The sequence below is a fragment of the Photobacterium carnosum genome (genome assembly GCF_021236965.1).
Taxonomy (GTDB): domain Bacteria; phylum Pseudomonadota; class Gammaproteobacteria; order Enterobacterales; family Vibrionaceae; genus Photobacterium; species Photobacterium carnosum.
Map to the genome: position 1 here is coordinate 28,462 of NZ_WMDN01000019.1, position 22,210 is coordinate 50,671.

General features: G+C 41.0%; 18 protein-coding genes. 16 read left to right on the forward strand and 2 right to left on the reverse strand.

What is annotated here, in order from left to right:
* Positions 1-7: 7 nt before the first annotated feature.
* Complete coding sequence (gene nadB / locus GLP24_RS15410) at positions 8-1,624, reverse strand: L-aspartate oxidase (protein WP_232601777.1); 1,617 nt, start codon at positions 1,622-1,624, stop codon at positions 8-10.
* Positions 1,625-2,148: 524 nt separating this feature from the next.
* Between nadB and rpoE the strand changes: the two genes are divergently transcribed.
* From rpoE to acpS, 11 genes are all read left to right on the forward strand, one after another.
* Complete coding sequence (rpoE, locus tag GLP24_RS15415) at positions 2,149-2,727, forward strand: RNA polymerase sigma factor RpoE (RefSeq protein WP_101769978.1); 579 nt, start codon at positions 2,149-2,151, stop codon at positions 2,725-2,727.
* 26 nt (positions 2,728-2,753) lie between these two features.
* Positions 2,754-3,401 carry an RseA family anti-sigma factor gene (locus GLP24_RS15420; RefSeq protein WP_167388581.1) on the forward strand — a complete coding sequence of 216 codons (648 nt, stop codon included), beginning with the start codon at positions 2,754-2,756 and terminating at the stop codon, positions 3,399-3,401.
* Complete coding sequence (gene rseB / locus GLP24_RS15425) at positions 3,401-4,387, forward strand: sigma-E factor regulatory protein RseB (protein WP_101769976.1); 987 nt, start codon at positions 3,401-3,403, stop codon at positions 4,385-4,387. The genes GLP24_RS15420 and rseB overlap by 1 nt, the downstream gene beginning before the upstream one ends.
* A 2-nt stretch (positions 4,388-4,389) precedes the next feature.
* On the forward strand, positions 4,390-4,887 hold the full coding sequence (locus GLP24_RS15430; RefSeq protein WP_101769975.1) for a SoxR reducing system RseC family protein: 498 nt from the start codon (positions 4,390-4,392) through the stop codon (positions 4,885-4,887).
* 75 nt (positions 4,888-4,962) lie between these two features.
* Positions 4,963-6,759: a translation elongation factor 4 gene (lepA, locus tag GLP24_RS15435; RefSeq protein WP_101769974.1), complete on the forward strand. Its 1,797-nt coding sequence runs from the start codon at positions 4,963-4,965 to the stop codon at positions 6,757-6,759.
* Between the two features lie 161 nt (positions 6,760-6,920).
* Positions 6,921-7,820 carry a signal peptidase I gene (lepB, locus tag GLP24_RS15440; RefSeq protein ID WP_101769973.1) on the forward strand — a complete coding sequence of 300 codons (900 nt, stop codon included), beginning with the start codon at positions 6,921-6,923 and terminating at the stop codon, positions 7,818-7,820.
* A gap of 15 nt (positions 7,821-7,835) precedes the next feature.
* On the forward strand, positions 7,836-8,510 hold the full coding sequence (gene rnc, locus GLP24_RS15445; RefSeq protein ID WP_101769972.1) for a ribonuclease III: 675 nt from the start codon (positions 7,836-7,838) through the stop codon (positions 8,508-8,510).
* Positions 8,507-9,412: a GTPase Era gene (gene era, locus GLP24_RS15450; RefSeq protein WP_101769971.1), complete on the forward strand. Its 906-nt coding sequence runs from the start codon at positions 8,507-8,509 to the stop codon at positions 9,410-9,412. The genes rnc and era overlap by 4 nt, the downstream gene beginning before the upstream one ends.
* A gap of 5 nt (positions 9,413-9,417) precedes the next feature.
* On the forward strand, positions 9,418-10,131 hold the full coding sequence (gene recO, locus GLP24_RS15455; RefSeq protein WP_193435488.1) for a DNA repair protein RecO: 714 nt from the start codon (positions 9,418-9,420) through the stop codon (positions 10,129-10,131).
* Positions 10,128-10,859 carry a pyridoxine 5'-phosphate synthase gene (gene pdxJ, locus GLP24_RS15460; protein WP_232616221.1) on the forward strand — a complete coding sequence of 244 codons (732 nt, stop codon included), beginning with the start codon at positions 10,128-10,130 and terminating at the stop codon, positions 10,857-10,859. The genes recO and pdxJ overlap by 4 nt, the downstream gene beginning before the upstream one ends.
* Positions 10,859-11,239 (forward strand): holo-ACP synthase, encoded by a 381-nt coding sequence (gene acpS / locus GLP24_RS15465; RefSeq protein WP_152654115.1) that lies wholly within the window; start codon positions 10,859-10,861, stop codon positions 11,237-11,239. Before pdxJ ends, acpS begins: the two co-directional genes overlap by 1 nt.
* A gap of 104 nt (positions 11,240-11,343) precedes the next feature.
* On the opposite strand, the gene barA is transcribed toward acpS, so the two are convergent.
* Positions 11,344-14,130: a two-component sensor histidine kinase BarA gene (barA, locus tag GLP24_RS15470; RefSeq protein WP_232578699.1), complete on the reverse strand. Its 2,787-nt coding sequence runs from the start codon at positions 14,128-14,130 to the stop codon at positions 11,344-11,346.
* A 120-nt stretch (positions 14,131-14,250) separates the two neighbouring features.
* Between barA and rlmD the strand changes: the two genes are divergently transcribed.
* From rlmD to eno, 5 genes are all read left to right on the forward strand, one after another.
* Positions 14,251-15,591 (forward strand): 23S rRNA (uracil(1939)-C(5))-methyltransferase RlmD, encoded by a 1,341-nt coding sequence (gene rlmD, locus GLP24_RS15475; RefSeq protein WP_221944282.1) that lies wholly within the window; start codon positions 14,251-14,253, stop codon positions 15,589-15,591.
* A gap of 48 nt (positions 15,592-15,639) precedes the next feature.
* Positions 15,640-17,877, forward strand: coding sequence for a GTP diphosphokinase (gene relA / locus GLP24_RS15480; protein WP_152654113.1), 2,238 nt, complete (start codon positions 15,640-15,642; stop codon positions 17,875-17,877).
* A 71-nt stretch (positions 17,878-17,948) separates the two neighbouring features.
* A complete protein-coding gene (gene mazG / locus GLP24_RS15485) occupies positions 17,949-18,758 on the forward strand; it encodes a nucleoside triphosphate pyrophosphohydrolase (RefSeq protein ID WP_101769964.1) in 810 nt (269 codons plus the stop codon).
* 222 nt (positions 18,759-18,980) lie between these two features.
* The gene (locus tag GLP24_RS15490) at positions 18,981-20,621 is read left to right on the forward strand and encodes a CTP synthase (protein ID WP_101769963.1); all 1,641 of its coding nucleotides are present in this window, start codon (positions 18,981-18,983) and stop codon (positions 20,619-20,621) included.
* A gap of 80 nt (positions 20,622-20,701) precedes the next feature.
* Positions 20,702-22,006 (forward strand): phosphopyruvate hydratase, encoded by a 1,305-nt coding sequence (eno, locus tag GLP24_RS15495; RefSeq protein WP_101769962.1) that lies wholly within the window; start codon positions 20,702-20,704, stop codon positions 22,004-22,006.
* Positions 22,007-22,210 lie beyond the last annotated feature (204 nt).

A 22,210-nucleotide genomic window follows, 5' to 3' on the forward strand; every position in this document is an offset into this window, starting at 1 on the left:
TTAGTGGTTAATAATTATCTGGCACTAAAATTGTTGGTGTTGCTTGTTCATCAAGCTTCGGATAATCAAGCGTGTAGTGTAGCCCTCGGCTTTCTTTTCGTTCCATCGCACAACGAACAATTAACTCTGCAACTTGCAATAAATTACGCAATTCTAATAAGTTATTTGAAACACGGAAATGGCTGTAATACTCATCAATTTCATGTTTAAGTAATTCAATCCGATGCATTGCTCGCTCTAGTCGTTTGGTCGAGCGTACTATTCCAACGTAATCCCACATAAATAATCGTAATTCATGCCAGTTATGTTGGATCACCACTTCTTCGTCAGAGTTGGTGACTTGGCTGTCATCCCAATAAGGTAACTGTTGCGGTTGTAAGATGGCATTAAATTGCTGTTCTATATTCTGTGAAGCCGACCATGCATAAACCACGCACTCAAGCAGTGAGTTCGATGCCATACGATTAGCGCCATGTAAGCCGGTATAACTCACCTCGCCAATAGCATATAAACCCTCAATGTCTGTTTTTCCCGATTTATCAACCATGACTCCGCCACAGGTATAATGCGCTGCTGGAACAATTGGGATCATATCGGTGGTGATATCAATGCCATAACCATGCAGTTTTTCGGCGATCATTGGAAAGTGACTTTTAACAAAATCGGCGGGCTTATGACTAATATCGAGATACATACAATCTGCACCAAGACGTTTCATTTCATAGTCGATAGCACGGGCAACGACGTCTCGAGGGGCTAGTTCAGCGCGTTTATCAAAATCGAGCATAAAACGACTGCCATCAGGACGACGTAAATAAGCGCCTTCACCGCGTAAAGCTTCACTTAATAAAAAGGTTTGTGCTTTAGGGTGGAACAAGCAAGTTGGATGGAATTGATTAAATTCGAGATTAGCGACACGGCAGCCTGCGCGCCATGCCATTGCGATTCCATCTCCTGATGACACATCAGGATTTGAGGTATATTGATAGACTTTCGATGCGCCGCCTGTGGCTAAGACGATAAATTTAGCAGCAAGGGTTTCAACACATTCTTTATCTCGGTTCCACACGTAAGCACCAAGGGCGCGATTGGTTGCTGATTGCGGATTAATCTTTTTCTCAGTAATGATATCGAGTGCATTATGACGTTCAAGAATAGTGATATTAGGATGATGACGAGCTTGTTCTTGGAGTGAGGTTTGCATTGCCATTCCAGTGGCATCTGCAGCATGAAGGATACGACGATGACTATGACCACCTTCAAGTGTGAGGTGATAGCGTGGGTGATCATCTGAGTCTGATGCTTCGCGATCAAAGGGAACACCACCATCAATTAACCATTGCACACATTGCTTGGCGTTTTCAGCAATGAATTGCACCACATCTTGATCACAAAGATGAGAACCTGCAATTAAGGTGTCTTCAACATGAGACGCAATACTGTCTGATTCATCAAAAACGGCAGCGATACCTCCTTGAGCATAATAGGTAGCGCCTTCACTGAGTGGACCTTTACATAAAATGGTGACTTTACCAAGGTGAGCTAAGTGGAGCGCGAGTGACAATCCTGCAGCGCCACTACCAATGACTAAAATATCGCTATCGTATTGATGTGATTGGTTCATAGTGATTACATGTCCATGTGATAATCTTATTTCATGCTATCAAAATTGTTATAAAAGCGCATGTTTGTTTGACTTTTAGTGGTGTAAATATCACTAATATGGAATGTTTTAGTGGTATTACTGTTAAATATCAACAGGGGCACTATGTCATATCTTTGTGATTGTTTTACTTTTTTCAATGACAGAACCTCGTTAATGTTATTATTTAAGGTAAAATGATGAGTGTTATTACACTTTATATTTATTTCTATTTGTTACAGGTAATAACGTAACGATAACGAAATGATAAAATTATTTCATTAACGGTGGAACTTTGCCATTATCCATCGGTCTTACATAGTGCTCATGCTTATAAATATTTCATAAGTCAGTGTTTTATTTACGGTGAGACTAACGCTTATTAGTGGCAGGATAATCTAAATAAACCATTGCACATCAATAACGAATCGTCGCCATTATCGGTGCTGGTTATCGTGAGATGAATGCAATATGACGAATAGTTAGACATGGGAGTAAACGCTCGAATGAGCGAGCAGCAAACTGATCAGGTATTAATTGAGCGAGTACAGCGGGGAGATAAGCAAGCATTCAACCTTCTGGTTATTAAGTACCAGAATAAAGTTTGTAATCTTGTCTCTCGTTACGTTAGTAATTCTGGTGATGTACCAGATGTAGCCCAAGAAGCATTTATTAAAGCGTATCGAGCCTTACCCACCTTTCGTGGTGAAAGTGCATTCTATACATGGCTTTACCGTATTGCTGTTAATACCGCTAAAAATTATTTAGTTGCTCAGGGACGTCGTCCGCCAGCATTCGATGTTGATGCTGAAGATGCGGAATATTATGAAAGTGGTAATGCGCTTAAAGAAATTTCGAACCCTGAGAACCAAATGCTGTCTGAAGAATTGAAGCGGGTTGTTTTTAGTACGATTGAATCGTTACCTGACGATCTTAAAACAGCGATTTCATTGCGTGAACTGGATGGTCTAAGCTATGAAGAAATCGCTGAAGTAATGGGATGCCCAGTCGGTACAGTTCGCTCACGTATATTCCGTGCACGAGAGATTGTTGAAAAACGCATTCGACCTCTTCTGCAGCAATAATCATGTTGCACCCAACGGTGGAAAAAATGGCTGATAAAGAAAAAATTTCGGCATTGCTTGATGGCGAAGATTTGGATCAGAGCATTATTAATGCGCTGACTGTTGACAAAAATAGCGAGCAAAGTTGGCATGACTTCAACCTGATTGGTGATGTCATGCGTGGCGATGTGCCGCAATGCAAAGAATGGAATATTGCAGGAAATGTCGCGTTAGCGCTAGAGGCAGAACCCGCACATACAAGTGCTGTGATCACTCATATTGAGACTGTCGCTCAGCCAATGATTACTGAAGAACAACCGACCCCATTTAAAGCGAAACGGACGTTACCCGTTTGGCTATCCCAGTTTGGTCAGGTTGCAGTGGCGGCATGTGTGTCATTAGCTGTTATTGTTGGTGTTCAACAATATGATGGTAATGGTAGCAATCTAACGGCGACAACTAGCAATGATGTTCCGGTGCTACAAACTATTCCATTTTTAGGTAAAGCTGAACCTGTAAGTTTAAATACGGGTATGGTTGATAATAATCAGACACCATCTGAATCACAGTTAATGGAACAACGACGTCGAATTAACTCGATGTTACAAGATTATGAACTGCAGCTTCGCTTTAATGCTGAAGATGGCAGTATCGATCATTCACGATTACATTCTAATAATTCTGTGGCGGATTAATGAAAAAAATACTGGTCGGTGCGCTTGCATTGGTCAGCCTATTGTTGCCACTCCAAGCCTCTGCTGAAGCGGTTAAACCTTCAACAGAGGCTTTGTTGCATCAAATGGGCCAAGCCAGTCGCGATCTTAGTTATGAGATGTCTTATATTTGGGTAAAGAAAAATAGTATTGATACATTGCGTTATCGACATGCACTAGAAAATGGTCAAAGTTATGCTCACTTGTTGTTTCTTAGTGGTCCGCCACAAGAGGTTATTCAACGAGGTGAAGAAGTTAGTTACTTTGAACCTGGGCTCGATCCTTTTACGATTAAAAGTAATAAAATGGTCGCTCCAACATTACCATTGACGACAGCTAATATTGATAAATTGGCTGATTTTTATGATTTTATTGCAATGGGACGTGCTCGCGAAGCGGGTGTTGCTTGTGATGTTGTTCGTATCGCACCTAAAGATGGTAATCGCTATTCTTACTTATTATGGATTGATCAAGCCTCTCATCTGGTGATGCGGGCAGATTTATTGGATCGTGATGGTGATTTACTTGAGCAATTTAGAGTCGTGTCATTTGTGGTGAATCCTAAAGTTGCTGAAATGCTCAGTAAGCTAGATCAAGTTAAATTACCGGCTGTGGTACAATTACCGCAACAGCCGCAGAAAAAACTTCAATGGGCCGTAAATTGGTTACCTAATGGTTTCACATTAATTGCTGGTAACCGTCACCGATTATTATTAACTGAACGTGCGGTTGAAAGCCGTATGTATAGTGATGGTCTGTTTAGTTTTTCTGTTTATGTTTCTGATATTGATAATTTTGTTGGCCGAGGTCAATTGGTTCGCCAAGGACGTCGTACATTAACCACTCGCGTTGATGGTCATAAAGAAATTACTGTTGTGGGTGATATACCACCAGAAACGGCCCGACAAATAGCAAAAAGCGTAACTTTTGATAAGACTAAAGCAGAGGTTACCCAAACGAGTAAATAATCATGATGCGAACATTAGCGACAGTTGTCGCTGTTGATACTGGCCATATAACTGTGAGTTGTCAGCAACAAACCAGCTGTGGCCATTGTGCCTCGAGCGACAGTTGTGGCACGGGTATTGTTACAAAAGCGATGCCTGGACGTTCACATCAGATAAATATCGACACTAAAGAGAAAGTATTGCTTGGACAAGTGGTTGAAATTGGCCTGTCTGAGCGTAGTATGCTCAGTTCAGCACTATTGGTTTATATGTTACCACTGTTATTTTTAGTGGTTGGTAGTTTAATAGGCCAGTATGTCTTTATTGATTTAGCCGCGAGTAATCAACTCGGAGTTATTGTATCTGCAGCTGTTGCTACAACGGTAGGATTGATGATTGCACGGTATTATGCCAAGAGATTAGATGGGGACTCAGCCTACAAACCAAGCCTTATTCGAGTGCTAGGATTACCCATTTCAGCAGATAAGCTGATAAATGCCGCATCGAAAGATAGCGACTAGCGTTTAAATTCGGTAGAATCCGTCAACTTGATCTTAAGATCCCATTCATTTTAACCACGAGCAGTCACGCCATTCATGAAGCACATTCGTAACTTTTCGATTATCGCACATATCGACCATGGTAAGTCGACCTTATCCGACCGTCTAATTCAAGTCTGTGGCGGCCTTTCTGATCGAGAAATGGCTGCACAGGTTTTAGATTCAATGGATCTTGAACGCGAACGCGGTATCACCATCAAAGCCCAGAGCGTGACGCTCGATTACACGGCTAAAGATGGTATAACTTATCAATTAAACTTTATCGACACCCCTGGACACGTTGACTTCTCGTATGAAGTATCGCGTTCACTTGCAGCTTGTGAAGGTGCATTGCTGGTGGTCGATGCGGGTCAGGGCGTAGAAGCTCAGACTCTCGCTAACTGTTATACTGCAATGGAAATGGATTTGGAAGTGGTGCCGATTTTAAATAAAATCGACCTTCCAGCTGCCGATCCTGAGCGTGTAGCCGAAGAAATTGAAGAAATTGTTGGTATTGATGCTCTTGATGCTGTGCGTTGTTCAGCAAAAACAGGTGTTGGTGTTGACGAGGTTCTAGAAAAAATTGTTGAAGCAATTCCGGCACCTATTGGTGACCCTGATGCGCCACTACAAGCACTGATTATTGACTCATGGTTTGATAATTACTTAGGTGTTGTTTCTTTAGTCCGTGTTAAAAACGGCAAAATAAAGAAAAACGACAAAATTAAAGTAATGAACACCGGCCAAATTTGGGGTGTTGATCGTCTTGGTATCTTTACACCAAAACGAGTTGATACCAATGAATTAAACACCGGTGAAGTTGGCTGGGTTGTTTGTGGTATTAAAGACATCCTTGGCGCACCTGTTGGTGATACGCTAACGCAAGCAAAAGGCGGTTGTGAGACACCATTACCTGGTTTTGAAAAAGTAAAACCACAGGTATATGCCGGTTTGTTCCCTGTATCATCTGATGACTACGAGAACTTCCGTGATGCATTAGGTAAATTAAGCCTCAATGATGCGTCATTATTTTATGAGCCAGAAAGTTCGACTGCACTAGGTTTCGGTTTCCGTTGTGGTTTCTTGGGTATGCTCCATATGGAGATTATTCAAGAGCGTCTAGAACGTGAATATGATCTTAACTTGATCACTACGGCTCCTACGGTAGTGTATGAAGTGAAGAAAACCGATGGCACCATGATATATGTGGATAGCCCATCAAAATTGCCTGCGGTAAATGATATTGAAATTATGGGTGAGCCGATTGCTCGCTGTAATATTCTGGTACCAAGTGAATACCTAGGTAATGTTATTACGTTATGTATTGAAAAGCGTGGTATGCAGGTTGATATGATTTATCACGGTAATCAAGTCGCATTGACTTATGACATTCCAATGTCAGAAGTAGTACTGGATTTCTTTGACCGTCTGAAATCAACATCACGCGGTTATGCATCGCTTGATTACAATTTCCAACGTTATCAAGAATCAGAGATGGTTCGGGTTGATATTCTGCTAAATGGCGAGCGTGTTGACGCCTTAGCAATCATTACTCATAAAGAAAACTCACAGACTCGTGGTCGTGATGTTGTTGAGAAAATGAAAGAATTTATTCCTCGTCAAATGTTTGATATTGCGATTCAAGCGGCGATTGGCGCTCATATCATTGCACGTTCAACCGTGAAGCAATTGCGTAAAAACGTAATCGCAAAATGTTATGGTGGCGATATTAGCCGTAAGAAAAAGCTATTACAAAAACAGAAAGACGGTAAGAAACGCATGAAGCAAATTGGTAATGTTGAATTACCACAAGAAGCTTTCTTAGCGATTCTTCATGTAGGCAAAGATAAGTAATCTTTCTTTGTTTATAATTGTCTAGAGATATAATTAGAAAGTGCTTATTTAATTCGTTAAATAGCACTTTCTTTTACTTAGATACTTAGATACTTAGACGTTTTAAAGTAGACCTAATAAACTAACCGTTGGTGTTAGTTGCGTTAAACCTAAGGGATAACATGGCAAATACATTTTCAATAATACTGGTCTTAGCGACGATCTTTACTGGTATTATTTGGGCGCTAGATAAATTTCTATGGGCACCAAAGCGACAATTAAAAATTGTAGCCGCCGCTGAAAAAGCCGGTAGTCAAGTTGATGCTGAAATAATTGCACGTGTTGCGCCTCAGCCAAGTTGGGTTGAGTCAGCAAGCTCAATGTTCCCTGTGATTGCATTGATCATGATCTTCCGTTCATTTATTTATGAGCCGTTTCAGATCCCATCTAAATCAATGCTACCAACGCTGTATGTTGGTGATTTTATTCTTGTTCAAAAATTTGCTTACGGCCTTCGAGATCCTGTTTTTGACCATAAATTCTTAAATACTGGAAAGCCTAAACGTGGTGATGTAATTGTATTCCGTTACCCACCAAACCCTACAATTGATTACATTAAGCGTGTAGTTGGTTTACCTGGTGATCTGATTCGTTACAGCGCAGATAAAAAATTATGCATTCAGCCGCAAGGCACTTCTGTCTGTAAACTAGTAAAATTAACGGACATGAAAGACAGTGATTTTACCCAAGGTATGACACGTCTGATTGAGTATAACGAACACCTTGGTGATATAAATCATCATATTTTGATCAATCCATCACGACGTGATAACCGTATGGCTTACGTACCTCGCCCTGGCGTTGGTGAGTGGATTGTACCAAAAGGTGAATATTTTGTTATGGGTGACAACCGTGACAATAGTGCTGATAGTCGTTACTGGGGTTTTGTACCAGAAGCGAATTTAGTCGGCAAGGCAGTTGCTATTTGGATGAGCTTTGATTTTGATCGCAAGCCTGATAGTTTTCTTCCATCTTGGATCCCTACCGGCGTACGTTTTAATCGTATCGGTAGCATTAAATAAAATAATCGAGAGAAAATGACAACTCCAGCGAATAGGCTGCAGCGTAAGCTGGGCTACCAATTTAATAGCTCTGAGTTGATGACATTATCACTGACACACCGCAGTGCTAATGGCACCCACAATGAGCGCCTAGAATTTTTAGGCGATTCTATTTTAAGTTTTGTTGTTGCTGATGACTTATATCACCGTTTTCCTTTTGTGGATGAAGGTGATATGAGCCGAATGCGCGCAACACTAGTCCGTGGTAAGACATTGGCAGAGTTAGGACGTGAGTTCGGACTAGGCGACTACTTACTATTAGGTCCAGGTGAATTGAAAAGTGGCGGTTTCCGCCGTGATTCTATTTTGGCTGACTGTGTTGAAGCAATCATTGGCGCGGTTTATCTAGATAGTGATGTTGAGACAGTGCGTCAAGTCGTATTGGCTTGGTATAAATCACGACTTGATACAATTGAACCAGGCATCAACCAAAAAGATCCAAAAACACGCTTGCAAGAATGCCTTCAAGGTCGCCGTTTACCATTACCTGTATATACTGTAACTAAAGTACAAGGTGAAGCTCATAACCAAGACTTCACTGTACAGTGTGATGTCACAGGTTTGGATGAACCTGTAATCGGTAAGGGCGGCAGTCGGCGCAAGGCAGAGCAGGCAGCAGCAGAAATTGCACTTAATCAGTTGGAATCATGACAGATAAACAACATTGTGGCTTTATTGCCATCGTTGGTCGACCGAACGTCGGAAAATCAACCTTGCTTAACCGTTTAGTGGGACAAAAACTGTCTATCACTTCACGTAAACCGCAAACGACACGTCACCGTATTATGGGTGTTGACACTCGTGATGGATATCAAGCTGTTTATATTGATACTCCAGGTTTGCACATTGAAGAAAAACGTGTGATTAACCGCTTAATGAACCGTGCTGCTAGCAGTTCATTAACAGATGTAGAACTTGTGTTATTTCTTGTTGATGGCACGATGTGGACTGCCGATGATGAGATGGTACTGAACAAGCTGATAAAAAATGGGCTACCGACAGTACTGTTGATCAACAAAGTTGACAATATTAAAGAAAAACACGATCTATTTCCTCATCTCAAGGCATTAGCTGAAAAAATGCCGTTTGTTGATGTTGTGCCTATTTCTGCAAAGAAAGGGACGAATATAGAAGCGGTTGAAAAAATTGTACGTCAACATTTACCTGAAAGTGTTTACTACTTCCCTGAAGAGTATGTAACGGATCGTTCTCAACGCTTTATGGCGTCAGAAATTATTCGTGAAAAGCTAATGCGCTTTACGGGTGAAGAATTACCTTATTCTGTTACGGTTGAAATTGAGCGTTTTGATTTCAATCCTCAAACTAATGGTTTTGATATCAATGGTTTGATTCTGGTTGAGCGTAATGGCCAGAAGAAAATGGTGATCGGCAAAGGCGGCGATAAGATCAAAGTGATTGGCCGTGAAGCCCGTTTAGATATGGAAAAGTTATTTGAACGTAAAGTGTATCTAGAACTTTGGGTTAAAGTGAAATCAGGTTGGGCAGATGACGAACGTGCATTGCGCAGCTTAGGTTACATTGACGATCTATAAGGAAAATAATGGAGGGCTTACAGCGTTGTTTTGTCCTTCATTATCGTCATTATAGTGAGACGAGCCTGATCCTCGATGTGTTTAGCGAGGATCATGGCCGTCTTACCCTATTAGCAAAAGGAGCGCGTCGTAAGCGTTCTAATCTCAAAGGTACATTACAACCTTTTACGCCATTGTTTATTAAATGGAGTGGTAAAGGGAGTATGCCTGTCCTCACCCATGCTGAACCTATCAGTATTGGCTTGCCACTGCGCAGCTATATTTTATATTCCGCGATGTACGTTAATGAAGTCTTAGCGCGAGTATTAGAAAAGCACACCCCTTATCCGGTGTTGTTTCTTGATTATTTGAATGTGTTACGAGAGCTTGCACAAGCGGATAATCCAGAGCCAGCATTGCGTCGTTTTGAACTCGCCTTATTACATCATCTTGGTTACGGTATTGATTTTTTGCATTGCGCTGGCAGTGGGTTAGCGGTAGATGATCGCATGACCTATAACTATCGCGAACAGCATGGTTTTATTGCCTCAATAAAAATAACCCAACTGACTTTTCGAGGTGATGAATTAAAAGCAATTGCAGCGAGATGCTTTGAAACTCCTGAACAACTTCGTGCGGCGAAACGCTTTACAAGGATGGCCTTAAAGCCGTATCTTGGCTCAAAGCCATTAAAAAGTCGGGAATTGTTTCTCCCTAGAACAAGGAGTATCAGAAAATGAACAACATTCTACTGGGTATTAATATCGATCATATTGCAACGTTACGTAATGCCCGTGGTACGCGTTACCCCGATCCAGTACATGCTGCAGAAGTGGCAGAGCGTGCTGGTGCTGATGGTATTACAGTACATTTGCGTGAAGATCGTCGTCATATTAATGATCGTGATGTTCGAATTTTACGAGAAACATTGCAAACACGGATGAACTTAGAAATGGCTGTCACTGATGAAATGGTGGCGATTGCAATTGAAACTCAACCTGAATATGTATGCTTAGTGCCTGAAAAACGTGCAGAACTAACCACTGAAGGTGGCTTAGATGTTGCCGGGCAATGTGAAAAAATCACTGCGGCCACGATTAAACTTGCTGCGGCAGGGATTAAAGTATCGTTGTTTATTGATGCCGATAAACGTCAGATTGATGCTGCGCTAGCGACGGGTGCGCCATTTATTGAATTACATACCGGTCATTATGCTGATGCGACAACGGAAGAAATCCAAGCCGCTGAACTTGAAAAAATCGCAGTGGCAGCAACGTATGCTGTAAGTCTGGGGATTAAAGTTAATGCAGGACACGGTTTAACCTACCATAACGTTAAAGCTATCGCAGCGTTACCCGAACTGTATGAGCTTAATATCGGCCATTCTATTATGGGACGGGCGATGTTTGATGGCCTTGAGAAAGCAGTTGCTGATATGCGTTTATTGATGCAAGAAGCGCGTAGCTAATGGCTATTTTAGGTTTAGGGACTGATATCGTTGAAATTGAACGAATTGAAAAAGTACTCGTTCGTACTGGTGATGGTTTTGCTGAACGAGTGTTATCGGCCTCTGAACTTGAACAATACTATCGGTTAAAATTACGCGCGCAGTTTGTGGCCAAACGGTTTGCGGTTAAAGAAGCCGCCTCTAAAGCGTTGGGCACTGGTATTGCCTGTGGGGTGTCTTTTCAAGATTTTACCGTTACCAATGATGCGCGAGGTAAGCCTCTCGTTACCTTTTCAGGTCAAGCCTTGATATTGCTAACTGCAATGGGTGGGCAACATGTGCATCTTACTATTGCTGATGAACGTCGTTATGCGGTAGCGACAGTGATCATCGAAAGTTAACGTTATCATGAAGATTATTATATAAAAAAGCGCTAGCTGATAAGGCTAGCGTTTTTTTTGATTATTTTTTTGTGACAATATAGCGGTGTCAAATAAGCGTAATTTTAACGACGGTATTGTTTTGATGCTTTAACAACATTATCCATTTCATCAATAAGTTCTAATAGCTCGGGTTCTATATCAACTATTAACGTATTCGCTTTTAATTCAGTTTCAATGGTATGGCAGAGGTATTTTAGACGTGGAACACCACTATAAGCACAGCTACCATGTAGTTTGTGGATTGAAGGCCACAGTTCTACTTGTTTTCCATCTAACGCTTCATTGACTAATAATTCTACTTCTGGCATATAATCTAATAACATTTGTAGCATATCACGCGCTAAATCTTCCTTTTCAGCGGCTTGTTTAAGCGCTAAAGACCAATCAAAACTAATACTATTATCAATGGTTGGTCGCACGTCTTGTTGTGATTGAATAATCTCAGTTATTGTCGTTGATTGAGTTGCTAACACGGTACTCTGATCACCGGTTGGAGTGACCCACTTCGCTAAGATTTGTTGCAGAATATGCTCTTCAATGGGCTTGGTAAGGTAATCATCCATCCCTGCATTGATTAATCGTTCACGTTCTCCAGCCATCGCATGGGCAGTAACGGCAATAATTGGCGTTTGATGATTAAGGTTAGTTTTGTGTATTTCTTGGCAAGCGGTAACGCCATCCATTTCTGGCATTTGAATATCCATAAAGATTAAATCAAAGGCTTTTTGATGTGCATACTCAACTGCTTTTTTACCACCCGTGGCAGTAATAACGGTTTCAACGCGCTCACCTAATAACGCTGAAATTAATTTTAAATTGGCAGGATTATCATCAACCGCCATCACTGTTAATGGTTGCACTGGTTCTGGTGGTGTAGTTAATACAGGTAATTCTGGCTCTTTCCCATCATCATCACTATCACATAATGCTTCAAATAATTTACGTGACGCGATAGGTTTTCCAAGACAGATTTCAACGCCGGTATTAGTGAGTTTTTCCGACAATGCAAGTTCAGTTGTTGGTAAACAAACCAGTACTTTATCGGCAATCTGTTCAGCTTTAAAGACATGGTTAAACAGTACTGCTGTTGGTGGTTGTTCACACGGAGATAAGCACAATAAAGCAAAATCATGATGTTCGATGTCATCAGGCATGGTTGAGCGATAAGTAACATGAACCCCCGCATTAATTAATCGTTGCTGCACAACTGCAGCTGCTTGCATGTTAGGTTCAATTAACAGTAACTTTTTACCCATTAATGATGAGGTATCTATTAGATGCGATACGGGTAGATCCGTTTTGTGCATACGAATGCTAAACCAGAAGGTGGAACCTTGATGGAGACGACTGGTAAGACTGACTTGCCCACCCATTTGGCTAACCAATTTTTGGGTGATGACTAGTCCTAACCCTGTACCACCATAACGACGCGAGATACTGGCATCAGCTTGGCTAAAGGCTTGGAATAATTGTGCTTGTTGACGTTCTGAAATACCAATACCGGTATCACGCACCATAAATTGTAATTCAATATTATTATCATGCTCAGATTTGAGTTCGACAGAGACATCAATATTGCCAGTTTCGGTGAACTTAACTGCATTGCCGATTAAGTTAGTTACCACTTGTTGAATACGAAGTGGATCACCAATTAAGCCTGGTGGAATGCGAGTATCAATTTTAAGGGTTAATTCTAAGCCTTTTTCATGTGCACTTGGCGCAAGTAAACGCATCACGTCATCAAGGGCATCAGAAAAATCAAAAGGAATATTTTCCAGTAATAATTTACCCGCTTCTAATTTTGAGAAGTCTAAAATGTCATTGATGATCGTCAATAGGTTATTGGCTGAATTCTCAATTGTTAGGAGGTAATCTTGCTGGTTAGTATTGAGCTTAGTTTTAAGCATTTGACGGGTAAAGCCAATCACACCATTAAGTGGTGTTCGTAATTCGTGTGACATGTTGGCTAAAAATTCAGATTTAACCCGCGCGGCTTCTTGGGCCCGTTTTTTAGCAATATCTAATTCTACGTTTTGAATTTCAAGTTGTTCTAAGGTTTCGCGTAAATCTGAGGTTGCTTGATCAATGCTTTGCTGCATTTCAATATGGTATTCAGACAGCGAGATTGCCATCGCATTGATACCATTTTTAAGCGTATCTAGCTCCCCGAGTAGTTGACCTTCAATACGAATATCAAGATGGCCGCGTCGAATTCTATCAACGACACTGATCATATGTGAAATGGGACGAGTGACATCTTGCATTAAACGATAAGCAAATAAGGACGATAAGCTTAGCCCAAGTAGTAACACCATTAAGGCAGTAAAGACTTCTTGATATTGCTGTAACCGTAATGAACTGAGATCAAGCTCGATGGCGATATAGCCTAATGGTTTACCTAATGCGTTGGTACTGGTGTTGGTGCCAAATTGGCCTTCAGTTAAAATGGGTGTGCGTAAAATAAGAGTATTATCATTAAGTTGAGTATCAAGTAAGCGCGGGATCGGCTTATCATCGGGGTACATAAAAGACGCAAAGTTACGGTGAAAGTTAGAGGTCGCAAAAATTTTATTGTGATCAGTAAAAACAGCAATACTACGAATAATATCGGAATGCTTACGATGGGTGTAACCAATCAGACGTCGAATGGCTTCCCGATTTTTTTCGGTCATGCCATATTCTGCCGAAATCGCTAACGGCTCTATGATGCTGGTACCTGTCGAAATCAATTGATGTTCGAGATCTTGATAGCGATTCATAGTAAAAAAAGCGCTCAATAACAGGCCGATTATCAGTGTTGGTGCTAATGTCAGGGTAAAGACCCTGGCACGAAGTCCATATTTGGTCATGGTTCTCTTAATTACAAGCAAGCGATTCTGTGGGAGAATTAGCACCCATCTATATTCCTAGTGTAAATAAACTAGGGCTATGCGACAAATACTCAATGTCTGAACAGTGAGCAAAACACTATGGCACGCTTTTTTAAGCCTCAAAAACGTACAACTGACACCAAGCATAAAGAAATCACCATTAATCGCTTAGATCACCTTGGTGCTGGTATTGGTCATCTAAACGGTAAATCTGTCTTTGTTGATGGTTTACTTCCCACCGAGACCGCCGTGGTGCAGTTGACGGAAGATAAAAAAAATTACGCTCGTGCTAAAGTGATTAAACGCCTTTCAGACAGCAGTGCTCGTATTAAACCCCATTGTGCGATCTATGACCAGTGTGGTGGTTGTAATTTACAGCATTTATCTCATCAAGCTCAAGTGGTATCTAAGCAGCAAGCACTGGGCGAATTAATGGAAAAATTTGCTGTTATTGATCAAGTTGATTGTATTCAACAGCCACCGATTATCAGTGAATCATGGCATTATCGTCGTTGTGCTCGCTTTGCAGTTCGCGTTGAAAATAATGGTCAGTTGGAGTTTGGTTTCCGTAAAAAGCAAAGTAATGACATTGTTAATGTTAACGAGTGCCCAGTATTAGCCCAACCATTAAATGATTTATTAGCGCCATTACGCGAGTTATTAAATAGTTTAAAAGGACGTCGCTTTATTGGGCATCTTGAATTGACCCATGCGGATAATGGCTGTGTAGTCTTGATTCGTCATTTAGCGCCTTTTAATGCGGATGATAGTGCACTTATTCAGGCATTTGCTGCCAAACATAATGTGATGTTATTTTTAGCGCCAGAAACCGATGAACTCATTCATAGCCATGGTGACCAACCTTATTATGAGATTGATGGCCTTAAATTGATGTTTTCACCGAAAGACTTTATTCAAGTTAATCGTGATGTAAACATTAAAATGGTCGCACAAGCTATCGAATGGCTTGATGTTCAGCCTCAAGATAGGGTGTTAGATCTATTCTGTGGTTTAGGAAACTTTAGTTTGCCGTTAGCTAAGCGTGCTAAAGCAGTGGTTGGCGTGGAAGGTATTGATGATATGGTTTTACGCGCCACAGACAATGCTCAGGTTAACGCGCAATATAATGCCACATTTTATCAAGCCAATTTAGAACAAGACGTGACGAAATTAGAGTGGGCGCAAGAGCAATTTGATAAGATTTTATTAGATCCTGCGCGCGCTGGTGCTGCTGGTGTGATGGATCATGTGGTTAAGCTAGCACCAAATAAAGTGGTTTATGTATCATGTAATCCAGCAACATTAGCGCGTGATAGCCAAGTATTATTACAAAAAGGTTATCAGTTAGAGCGTCTTGGTATGTTGGATATGTTCCCAAATACGGGGCATTTAGAATCAATGGCATTATTTGTAAAGGTTCAAAAAAAGCATAAAAAATAGTTATAGCAATGACTGCTATTGCCATTAAATAGAAGACAGGACAGAGACATGGTCGCAGTACGTGGAGCACATCTAAAAGAAAACACGATATTTGAGTTAGCCTCATGGGTCGAAAGTTTACGTTTGGATGCAAAAACGTTTGGACGTTTAGAAGGAACTTATCTACGTTGTCAGGAACTGGTTGTTGATCAAGAAAACGGTACGTTGTTGTTATGGCGTGGCCGTGAAATGGTTGAGATTCTGGTGACGTTAAGCATGGACGCCGATACATTAATATCGGCAATGCTATATCCATTAGTTGAAGCGGGTTGTTATAACCATGAGCAAGTAAAAGAAGATTACAACGGCACTATTCTGCATTTGGTCGAAGGTGTTGAGCAAATGTGTGCCATTAGTCAGCTTAAATCGACGGCTGAAGAAACAGCGCAATCTACGCAAGTGGATAGTATTCGCCGAATGCTGCTATCGATGGTTGATGATTTCCGTTGCGTGGTTATCAAGTTAGCTGAACGTATTTGTAATCTACGTGAAGTTAAAAATGAGCCAGACGCGATTCGTCGTGTTGCAGCGCAAGAGTGTGCCAATATTTATGCGCCATTGGCAAACCGATTGGGCATCGGACAATTAAAATGGGAAATTGAAGATTACGCGTTCCGTTATCAGCATCCCGAAGTTTATAAGCAAATAGCCAAGCAGCTTTCAGAGCGCCGCATTGATCGTGAAGGCTACATCATGCATTTTGTTGATGATTTATCTGACGCAATGCGGGCTTCAAATATTCGCGCAGAAGTGCAAGGTCGACCTAAACATATTTATAGCATTTGGCGCAAGATGCAGAAGAAAAGTTTAGAGTTTGATGAGCTTTTTGATGTGCGTGCGGTACGTATTGTGGCAGAAGAGCTGCAAGATTGTTATGCAGCATTAGGTGTAGTGCATACTAAATATCGTCATTTGCCCAAAGAATTTGATGATTATGTCGCTAATCCTAAACCGAATGGTTATCAATCGATTCATACAGTAGTTCTGGGTCCTGAAGGCAAAACGATTGAGATTCAGATCCGTACTAAGCAAATGCATGAAGAGTCTGAACTCGGCGTTGCTGCGCACTGGAAATATAAGGAAGGTCCCGCTGCGTCTAGTGGTGCTCAGTCTGCGTATGATGAAAAAATAAATTGGTTACGTAAGTTACTGGTATGGCAAGAAGAGATGTCAGATTCTGGTGAAATGCTCGATGAATTACGTAGCCAAGTATTTGATGATCGTGTTTATGCGTTTACCCCAAAAGGTGACGTGGTTGATTTGCCATCAAATGCAACTCCATTAGACTTTGCTTATCACATTCACTCAGAAGTGGGGCATCGTTGTATAGGGGCAAAAGTAGAAGGCCGTATTGTGCCGTTTACTTACCATTTACAGATGGGGGATCAAGTTGAGATTATTACTCAAAAAGAGCCAAATCCTTCGCGTGATTGGTTAAACCCTAATCAAGGTTTTGTAACCTCAAGCCGTGCCCGAGCCAAAGTGCACGCGTGGTTCCGTAAACAAGATCGCGATAAAAACATTATTGCGGGTAAAGAAATTCTTGAAGCTGAGCTAAGTAGGATCAACGCAACGCTAAAAGATGCTCATTCTTACGCCAGCAAACGTTTTAATGTTAATTCGCCAGAAGAGCTATATGCAGGAATTGGTAGTGGTGATCTGCGGATAAACCAAATTATCAATCATATTAATGCCCTGATTAACAAACCGACAGCAGAAGAAGAAGATCAGCAACTGCTTGATAAGTTGTCTGAAGCGAGTGATAAAGCGTCACATGTCTCGAAGAAGCCTCGTCGTGATTCTGTCGTGGTTGAAGGGGTCGATAATTTAATGACCCATTTAGCACGTTGTTGTCAGCCTATTCCTGGTGATGATATCCAAGGTTTTGTCACTCAAGGGCGGGGTATTTCTGTTCATCGCAATGATTGTGAGCAATTGGAAGAATTGCGTCATCATGCACTTGAACGGATCATTGATACGGTTTGGGGTGGTGGCTTTATTGGTAATTATACCATTACCGTTCGCGTGACCGCTTCTGAGCGTAACGGTTTACTTAAAGAATTGACCAATACTTTGATGAACGAAAAAGTCAAAGTTGCAGGTATGAAGAGCCGAGTCGATTATAAAAAACAAATGTCGATCATGGATTTTGAACTTGAATTAACAGATTTAGAGGTCTTAGGACGAGTATTAAATCGTATTGAACAAGTCAAAGACGTCGCAGAAGCTAAGCGTTTATATAGTTAGTCGTGATAGATAATATCGAATACAGCAATAGGTAGCTTCGGCTACCTATTTTTTTATTTAGGGAGATAATAATGCATAACAAAACCACACTTGATATCGATAATCTATTAACCATTATGGCGCAGTTACGTGATCCTAAGAACGGCTGTCCGTGGGATCTAAAACAAGATTTTGATTCAATCGTACCTTATACCATTGAAGAAGCGTATGAAGTTGCCGATGCGATAGATCAAAAAAATTGGGTTGATGTAAAAGAAGAACTCGGTGATTTATTGTTTCAAGTGGTGTTTTATAGCCAATTAGCCAAAGAACAAGATTTATTTGATTTTAATGATGTAGTTGCTGGCATTAGTGAAAAATTAACTCGTCGTCATCCGCATGTCTTTAATGATGAGAAATTTGAAGATGAGATGGCGGTAAAACAAAACTGGGAAGCTGAAAAAGCCAAAGAACGAGCACAAAAATTACAAGATGAAAGTTTGCTCGCTAATATCCCACTAGCATTACCCGCATTGACTCGCGCTGATAAAATTCAACAACGTTGTGCCAGTCAAGGTTTTGATTGGGATACGTTAGGACCAGTGGTTGATAAAGTTACTGAAGAACTCGATGAAGTGATGGCAGAAGTCATTCAAACGCCACAAGATCAGCATAAAATCGCTGAAGAGATGGGAGATTTGCTCTTTTCAGTAGTAAATTTAAGTCGTCATCTTGATGTCAAACCCGAACATGCACTGCAACAAGCAAATAAAAAATTTGAACGACGTTTTCGCCAAGTCGAAAAAAATGTGTTAGAACAAGGTAAGTCTTTAAATCAATGTTCATTAACTGAGCTAGATTTTGAGTGGGATAGAGTAAAACAGCATGAATGCAATAAATAATTATTCCCACTTGGCATAGTTATACGGTAGTAGTATGATAACTTATCAGCTAAAAGCAGCGATATGGGGTGAAAATTGCACACATATCACTTCCTTGATTTGAGACAAAAAAAATCTTAGGGGTGTATGATAGTTTTCACGTTGTGGCGATAAATGGTGTCTGGTATACTAATTTCCCGTCCAGATACACTTTTTCCTCTACACCAATCTTCCAGGTTTAACATGACAACGAATTATATTTTTGTTACGGGCGGAGTAGTATCCTCTCTAGGTAAAGGCATTGCTGCAGCATCATTAGCAGCCATTCTAGAAGCACGTGGTCTTAATGTGACCATGATGAAATTAGACCCTTACATTAACGTTGATCCAGGCACAATGAGCCCTACTCAGCACGGTGAAGTATTCGTTACGGAAGACGGTGCAGAGACTGATCTTGACTTAGGTCACTACGAGCGTTTTATTCGTACCAAAATGACAAAGCGTAATAACTTTACTGCTGGTCGTGTGTACGCAGACGTATTACGCAAAGAGCGTCGTGGTGATTACCTAGGTGCAACGATTCAGGTTATTCCACATATCACGAACGAAATCAAAGAGCGTGTTATTGCTGGTTCTGCGGGTCATGATATAGCGATTGTTGAAGTCGGTGGCACAGTTGGTGATATTGAATCACTACCGTTCATGGAAGCTATTCGTCAACTTGCAATTCAACAAGGTCGTGAAAACACTTTGTTTATGCACTTAACGTTAGTTCCTTACCTTGCTGCTGCTGGTGAAGTGAAAACTAAGCCAACTCAACACTCAGTAAAAGAATTACTTTCTATCGGTATTCAACCAGATATTTTGATATGCCGTAGTGATCGTGTTATTCCTGCAAACGAACGTGCAAAAATTGCGCTGTTCTGTAATGTGCAGGAAAAAGCGGTTATTTCAATGAAAGATGTAGATTCAATCTACAAAATCCCACAACTTATTAAAGCTCAAGGCCTTGATGACTTGGTATGTAAGCGTTTTGGTATTACTGCACCAGAAGCTGATTTATCTGAGTGGGAACAAGTTATTTATGAAGAAGCTAATCCGACAGCAGAAGTGACTATCGGCTTGGTTGGTAAATATACTGAATTGCCTGATGCATATAAATCAGTTAACGAAGCGCTTAAACACGCAGGCCTGAAAAATCGCATTTCAGTACAAATTAAATATATTGATTCTCAAGACGTTGAGTCTAAAGGCACCGAAGTGCTTGCTAACCTTGATGCAATCTTAGTACCGGGTGGCTTTGGTCATCGTGGTATTGAAGGTAAAATTCTAACGGCGCAATATGCACGTGAAAACAAAATCCCTTATTTAGGTATTTGTTTAGGTATGCAAGTCGCATTAATTGATTTTGCTCGTAATGTAGCAAACATGGCGGATGCACACTCAACTGAATTTAACGCTGATACTAAGCACCCAGTGGTTGGCTTGATCACTGAGTGGGTTGATAGCGAAGGTAACGTAGAAGAGCGTACTGAAAAATCTGATCTAGGAGGCACAATGCGTCTTGGTTCTCAGTTATGTCATCTTCAAGAAGGCTCAAAAGCACGTGAATTGTACGCTCAAGCGTCAATCCATGAGCGTCATCGCCATCGTTACGAAGTTAATAACAACTTGCTACCGAAGCTAGTAAAAGCAGGCCTAAAAGTGTCTGGTTTATCAGCTGATAAGAAGCTAGTTGAGATTATTGAAATTCCGAATCATCCTTGGTTCGTTGCTGCACAGTTCCACCCAGAATTCACTTCAACACCTCGTGATGGTCACCCATTATTTGAAGGTTTTGTTAAAGCTGCGGGCATATATCACCGCGGTGAATCTGATAAGTAAGGATTACTGATAGCTGTAGCAGTTATCGCTGCAGCTATTTTATTTAGCTTTTAATTTGAAGATAAAGCAGAGGAAACACAATGTCTAAGATCGTTAAAGTTCTAGCTCGTGAAATCATTGACTCACGTGGCAACCCAACAATTGAAGCTGAAGTTCACCTAGAAGGTGGTTTCGTTGGTATGGCTGCTGCACCGTCTGGTGCTTCTACTGGTTCTCGTGAAGCTCTTGAGCTTCGTGATGGCGACAAATCTCGTTTCCTTGGTAAAGGTGTTCTTAAAGCTGTTGCTGCTGCAAACGGTCCAATCGCTGAAGTCCTTATGGGTAAAGACGCGACTGATCAAGCTGCAATCGACCAACTTATGATCGACCTTGACGGTACTGAAAACAAATCTAACTTTGGCGCTAACGCAATCCTAGCTGTTTCTCTTGCGAACGCAAAAGCAGCTGCTGCATCTAAAGGCATGCCTTTATACGAGCACATTGCTGAGCTAAACGGTACTGCTGGTCAGTTCTCTATGCCTCTACCTATGATGAACATCATCAATGGTGGCGAGCACGCAGATAACACTATTGATATTCAAGAATTCATGATTCAGCCTGTAGGTGCTAAGACACTTCGTGAAGCTGTACGTATGGGTTCTGAAGTCTTCCACAGCCTAGCTAAAGTTCTTAAGTCTAAGGGCATGAGCACAGCTGTAGGTGACGAAGGTGGTTTCGCTCCAAACCTTGAGTCAAACGAAGCTGCTCTTAAAGCAATTCAAGAAGCTGTTGAAGCTGCAGGTTACGAGCTAGGTACAGATATTACTCTAGCGATGGACTGTGCTGCTTCTGAGTTCTACAACAAAGAACAAGGTATCTACGACCTTAAAGGTGAAGGTAAGAAATTTACTTCAGAAGAATTTAACTTCTTCCTTAAAGATCTAGTAGACAAGTTCCCAGCTATCGTTTCTATCGAAGATGGTCTAGACGAATCAGATTGGGCTGGCTTCAAGCACCAAACTGAACTACTAGGTGACAAGATTCAACTAGTAGGTGACGATCTATTCGTTACAAACACTAAGATCTTTGCTGAAGGTATTGAGAAAGGTATTACTAACTCAATCCTAATCAAGCTAAACCAAATCGGTTCTCTAACTGAAACTCTAGCTTGTATTAAAATGGCTAAAGATGCTGGTTACACTGCTGTTATCTCTCACCGTTCAGGCGAGACAGAAGACGCAACTATTGCTGATTTAGCAGTAGGTACAGCTGCAGGTCAAATCAAAACTGGTTCTATGAGCCGTTCTGACCGTGTTGCTAAGTACAACCAACTTATCCGTATCGAAGAAGCACTAGGTGAACGTGCTGCTTTCAACGGTCTTAAAGAAGTTAAAGGTCAAGCTTAATTCTTTTAAGCCTATCATTGAGCTTGCTCAATGAGCCTAAATCAAACCGTCTCTTAGGAGGCGGTTTTTTTTTCTGAAAAAGTGATACTGCTGTAAATAACGCTAAATAAACGGCTTTTGTTTGATTTAACAGCAAAATTGACACGTAACTAGCACTGTATCAACTCTATAGCCATAATAGTGGTCACAATAAGCTGATTATGG

Bases quoted from the DNA above. Each gene is read 5' to 3' on its own strand.
- rnc (WP_101769972.1), top strand. From the start codon at position 7,836: ATGACAACTCCAGCGAATAGGCTGCAGCGTAAGCTGGGCTACCAATTT.
- nadB (WP_232601777.1), bottom strand. From the start codon at position 1,624: ATGAACCAATCACATCAATACGATAGCGATATTTTAGTCATTGGTAGT.
- rlmD (WP_221944282.1), top strand. From the start codon at position 14,251: ATGGCACGCTTTTTTAAGCCTCAAAAACGTACAACTGACACCAAGCAT.
- rseB (WP_101769976.1), top strand. From the start codon at position 3,401: ATGAAAAAAATACTGGTCGGTGCGCTTGCATTGGTCAGCCTATTGTTG.
- barA (WP_232578699.1), bottom strand. From the start codon at position 14,130: ATGACCAAATATGGACTTCGTGCCAGGGTCTTTACCCTGACATTAGCA.
- relA (WP_152654113.1), top strand. From the start codon at position 15,640: ATGGTCGCAGTACGTGGAGCACATCTAAAAGAAAACACGATATTTGAG.
- lepB (WP_101769973.1), top strand. From the start codon at position 6,921: ATGGCAAATACATTTTCAATAATACTGGTCTTAGCGACGATCTTTACT.
- era (WP_101769971.1), top strand. From the start codon at position 8,507: ATGACAGATAAACAACATTGTGGCTTTATTGCCATCGTTGGTCGACCG.
- lepA (WP_101769974.1), top strand. From the start codon at position 4,963: ATGAAGCACATTCGTAACTTTTCGATTATCGCACATATCGACCATGGT.
- GLP24_RS15420 (WP_167388581.1), top strand. From the start codon at position 2,754: ATGGCTGATAAAGAAAAAATTTCGGCATTGCTTGATGGCGAAGATTTG.
- mazG (WP_101769964.1), top strand. From the start codon at position 17,949: ATGCATAACAAAACCACACTTGATATCGATAATCTATTAACCATTATG.
- rpoE (WP_101769978.1), top strand. From the start codon at position 2,149: ATGAGCGAGCAGCAAACTGATCAGGTATTAATTGAGCGAGTACAGCGG.
- acpS (WP_152654115.1), top strand. From the start codon at position 10,859: ATGGCTATTTTAGGTTTAGGGACTGATATCGTTGAAATTGAACGAATT.
- GLP24_RS15430 (WP_101769975.1), top strand. From the start codon at position 4,390: ATGATGCGAACATTAGCGACAGTTGTCGCTGTTGATACTGGCCATATA.
- pdxJ (WP_232616221.1), top strand. From the start codon at position 10,128: ATGAACAACATTCTACTGGGTATTAATATCGATCATATTGCAACGTTA.
- GLP24_RS15490 (WP_101769963.1), top strand. From the start codon at position 18,981: ATGACAACGAATTATATTTTTGTTACGGGCGGAGTAGTATCCTCTCTA.
- eno (WP_101769962.1), top strand. From the start codon at position 20,702: ATGTCTAAGATCGTTAAAGTTCTAGCTCGTGAAATCATTGACTCACGT.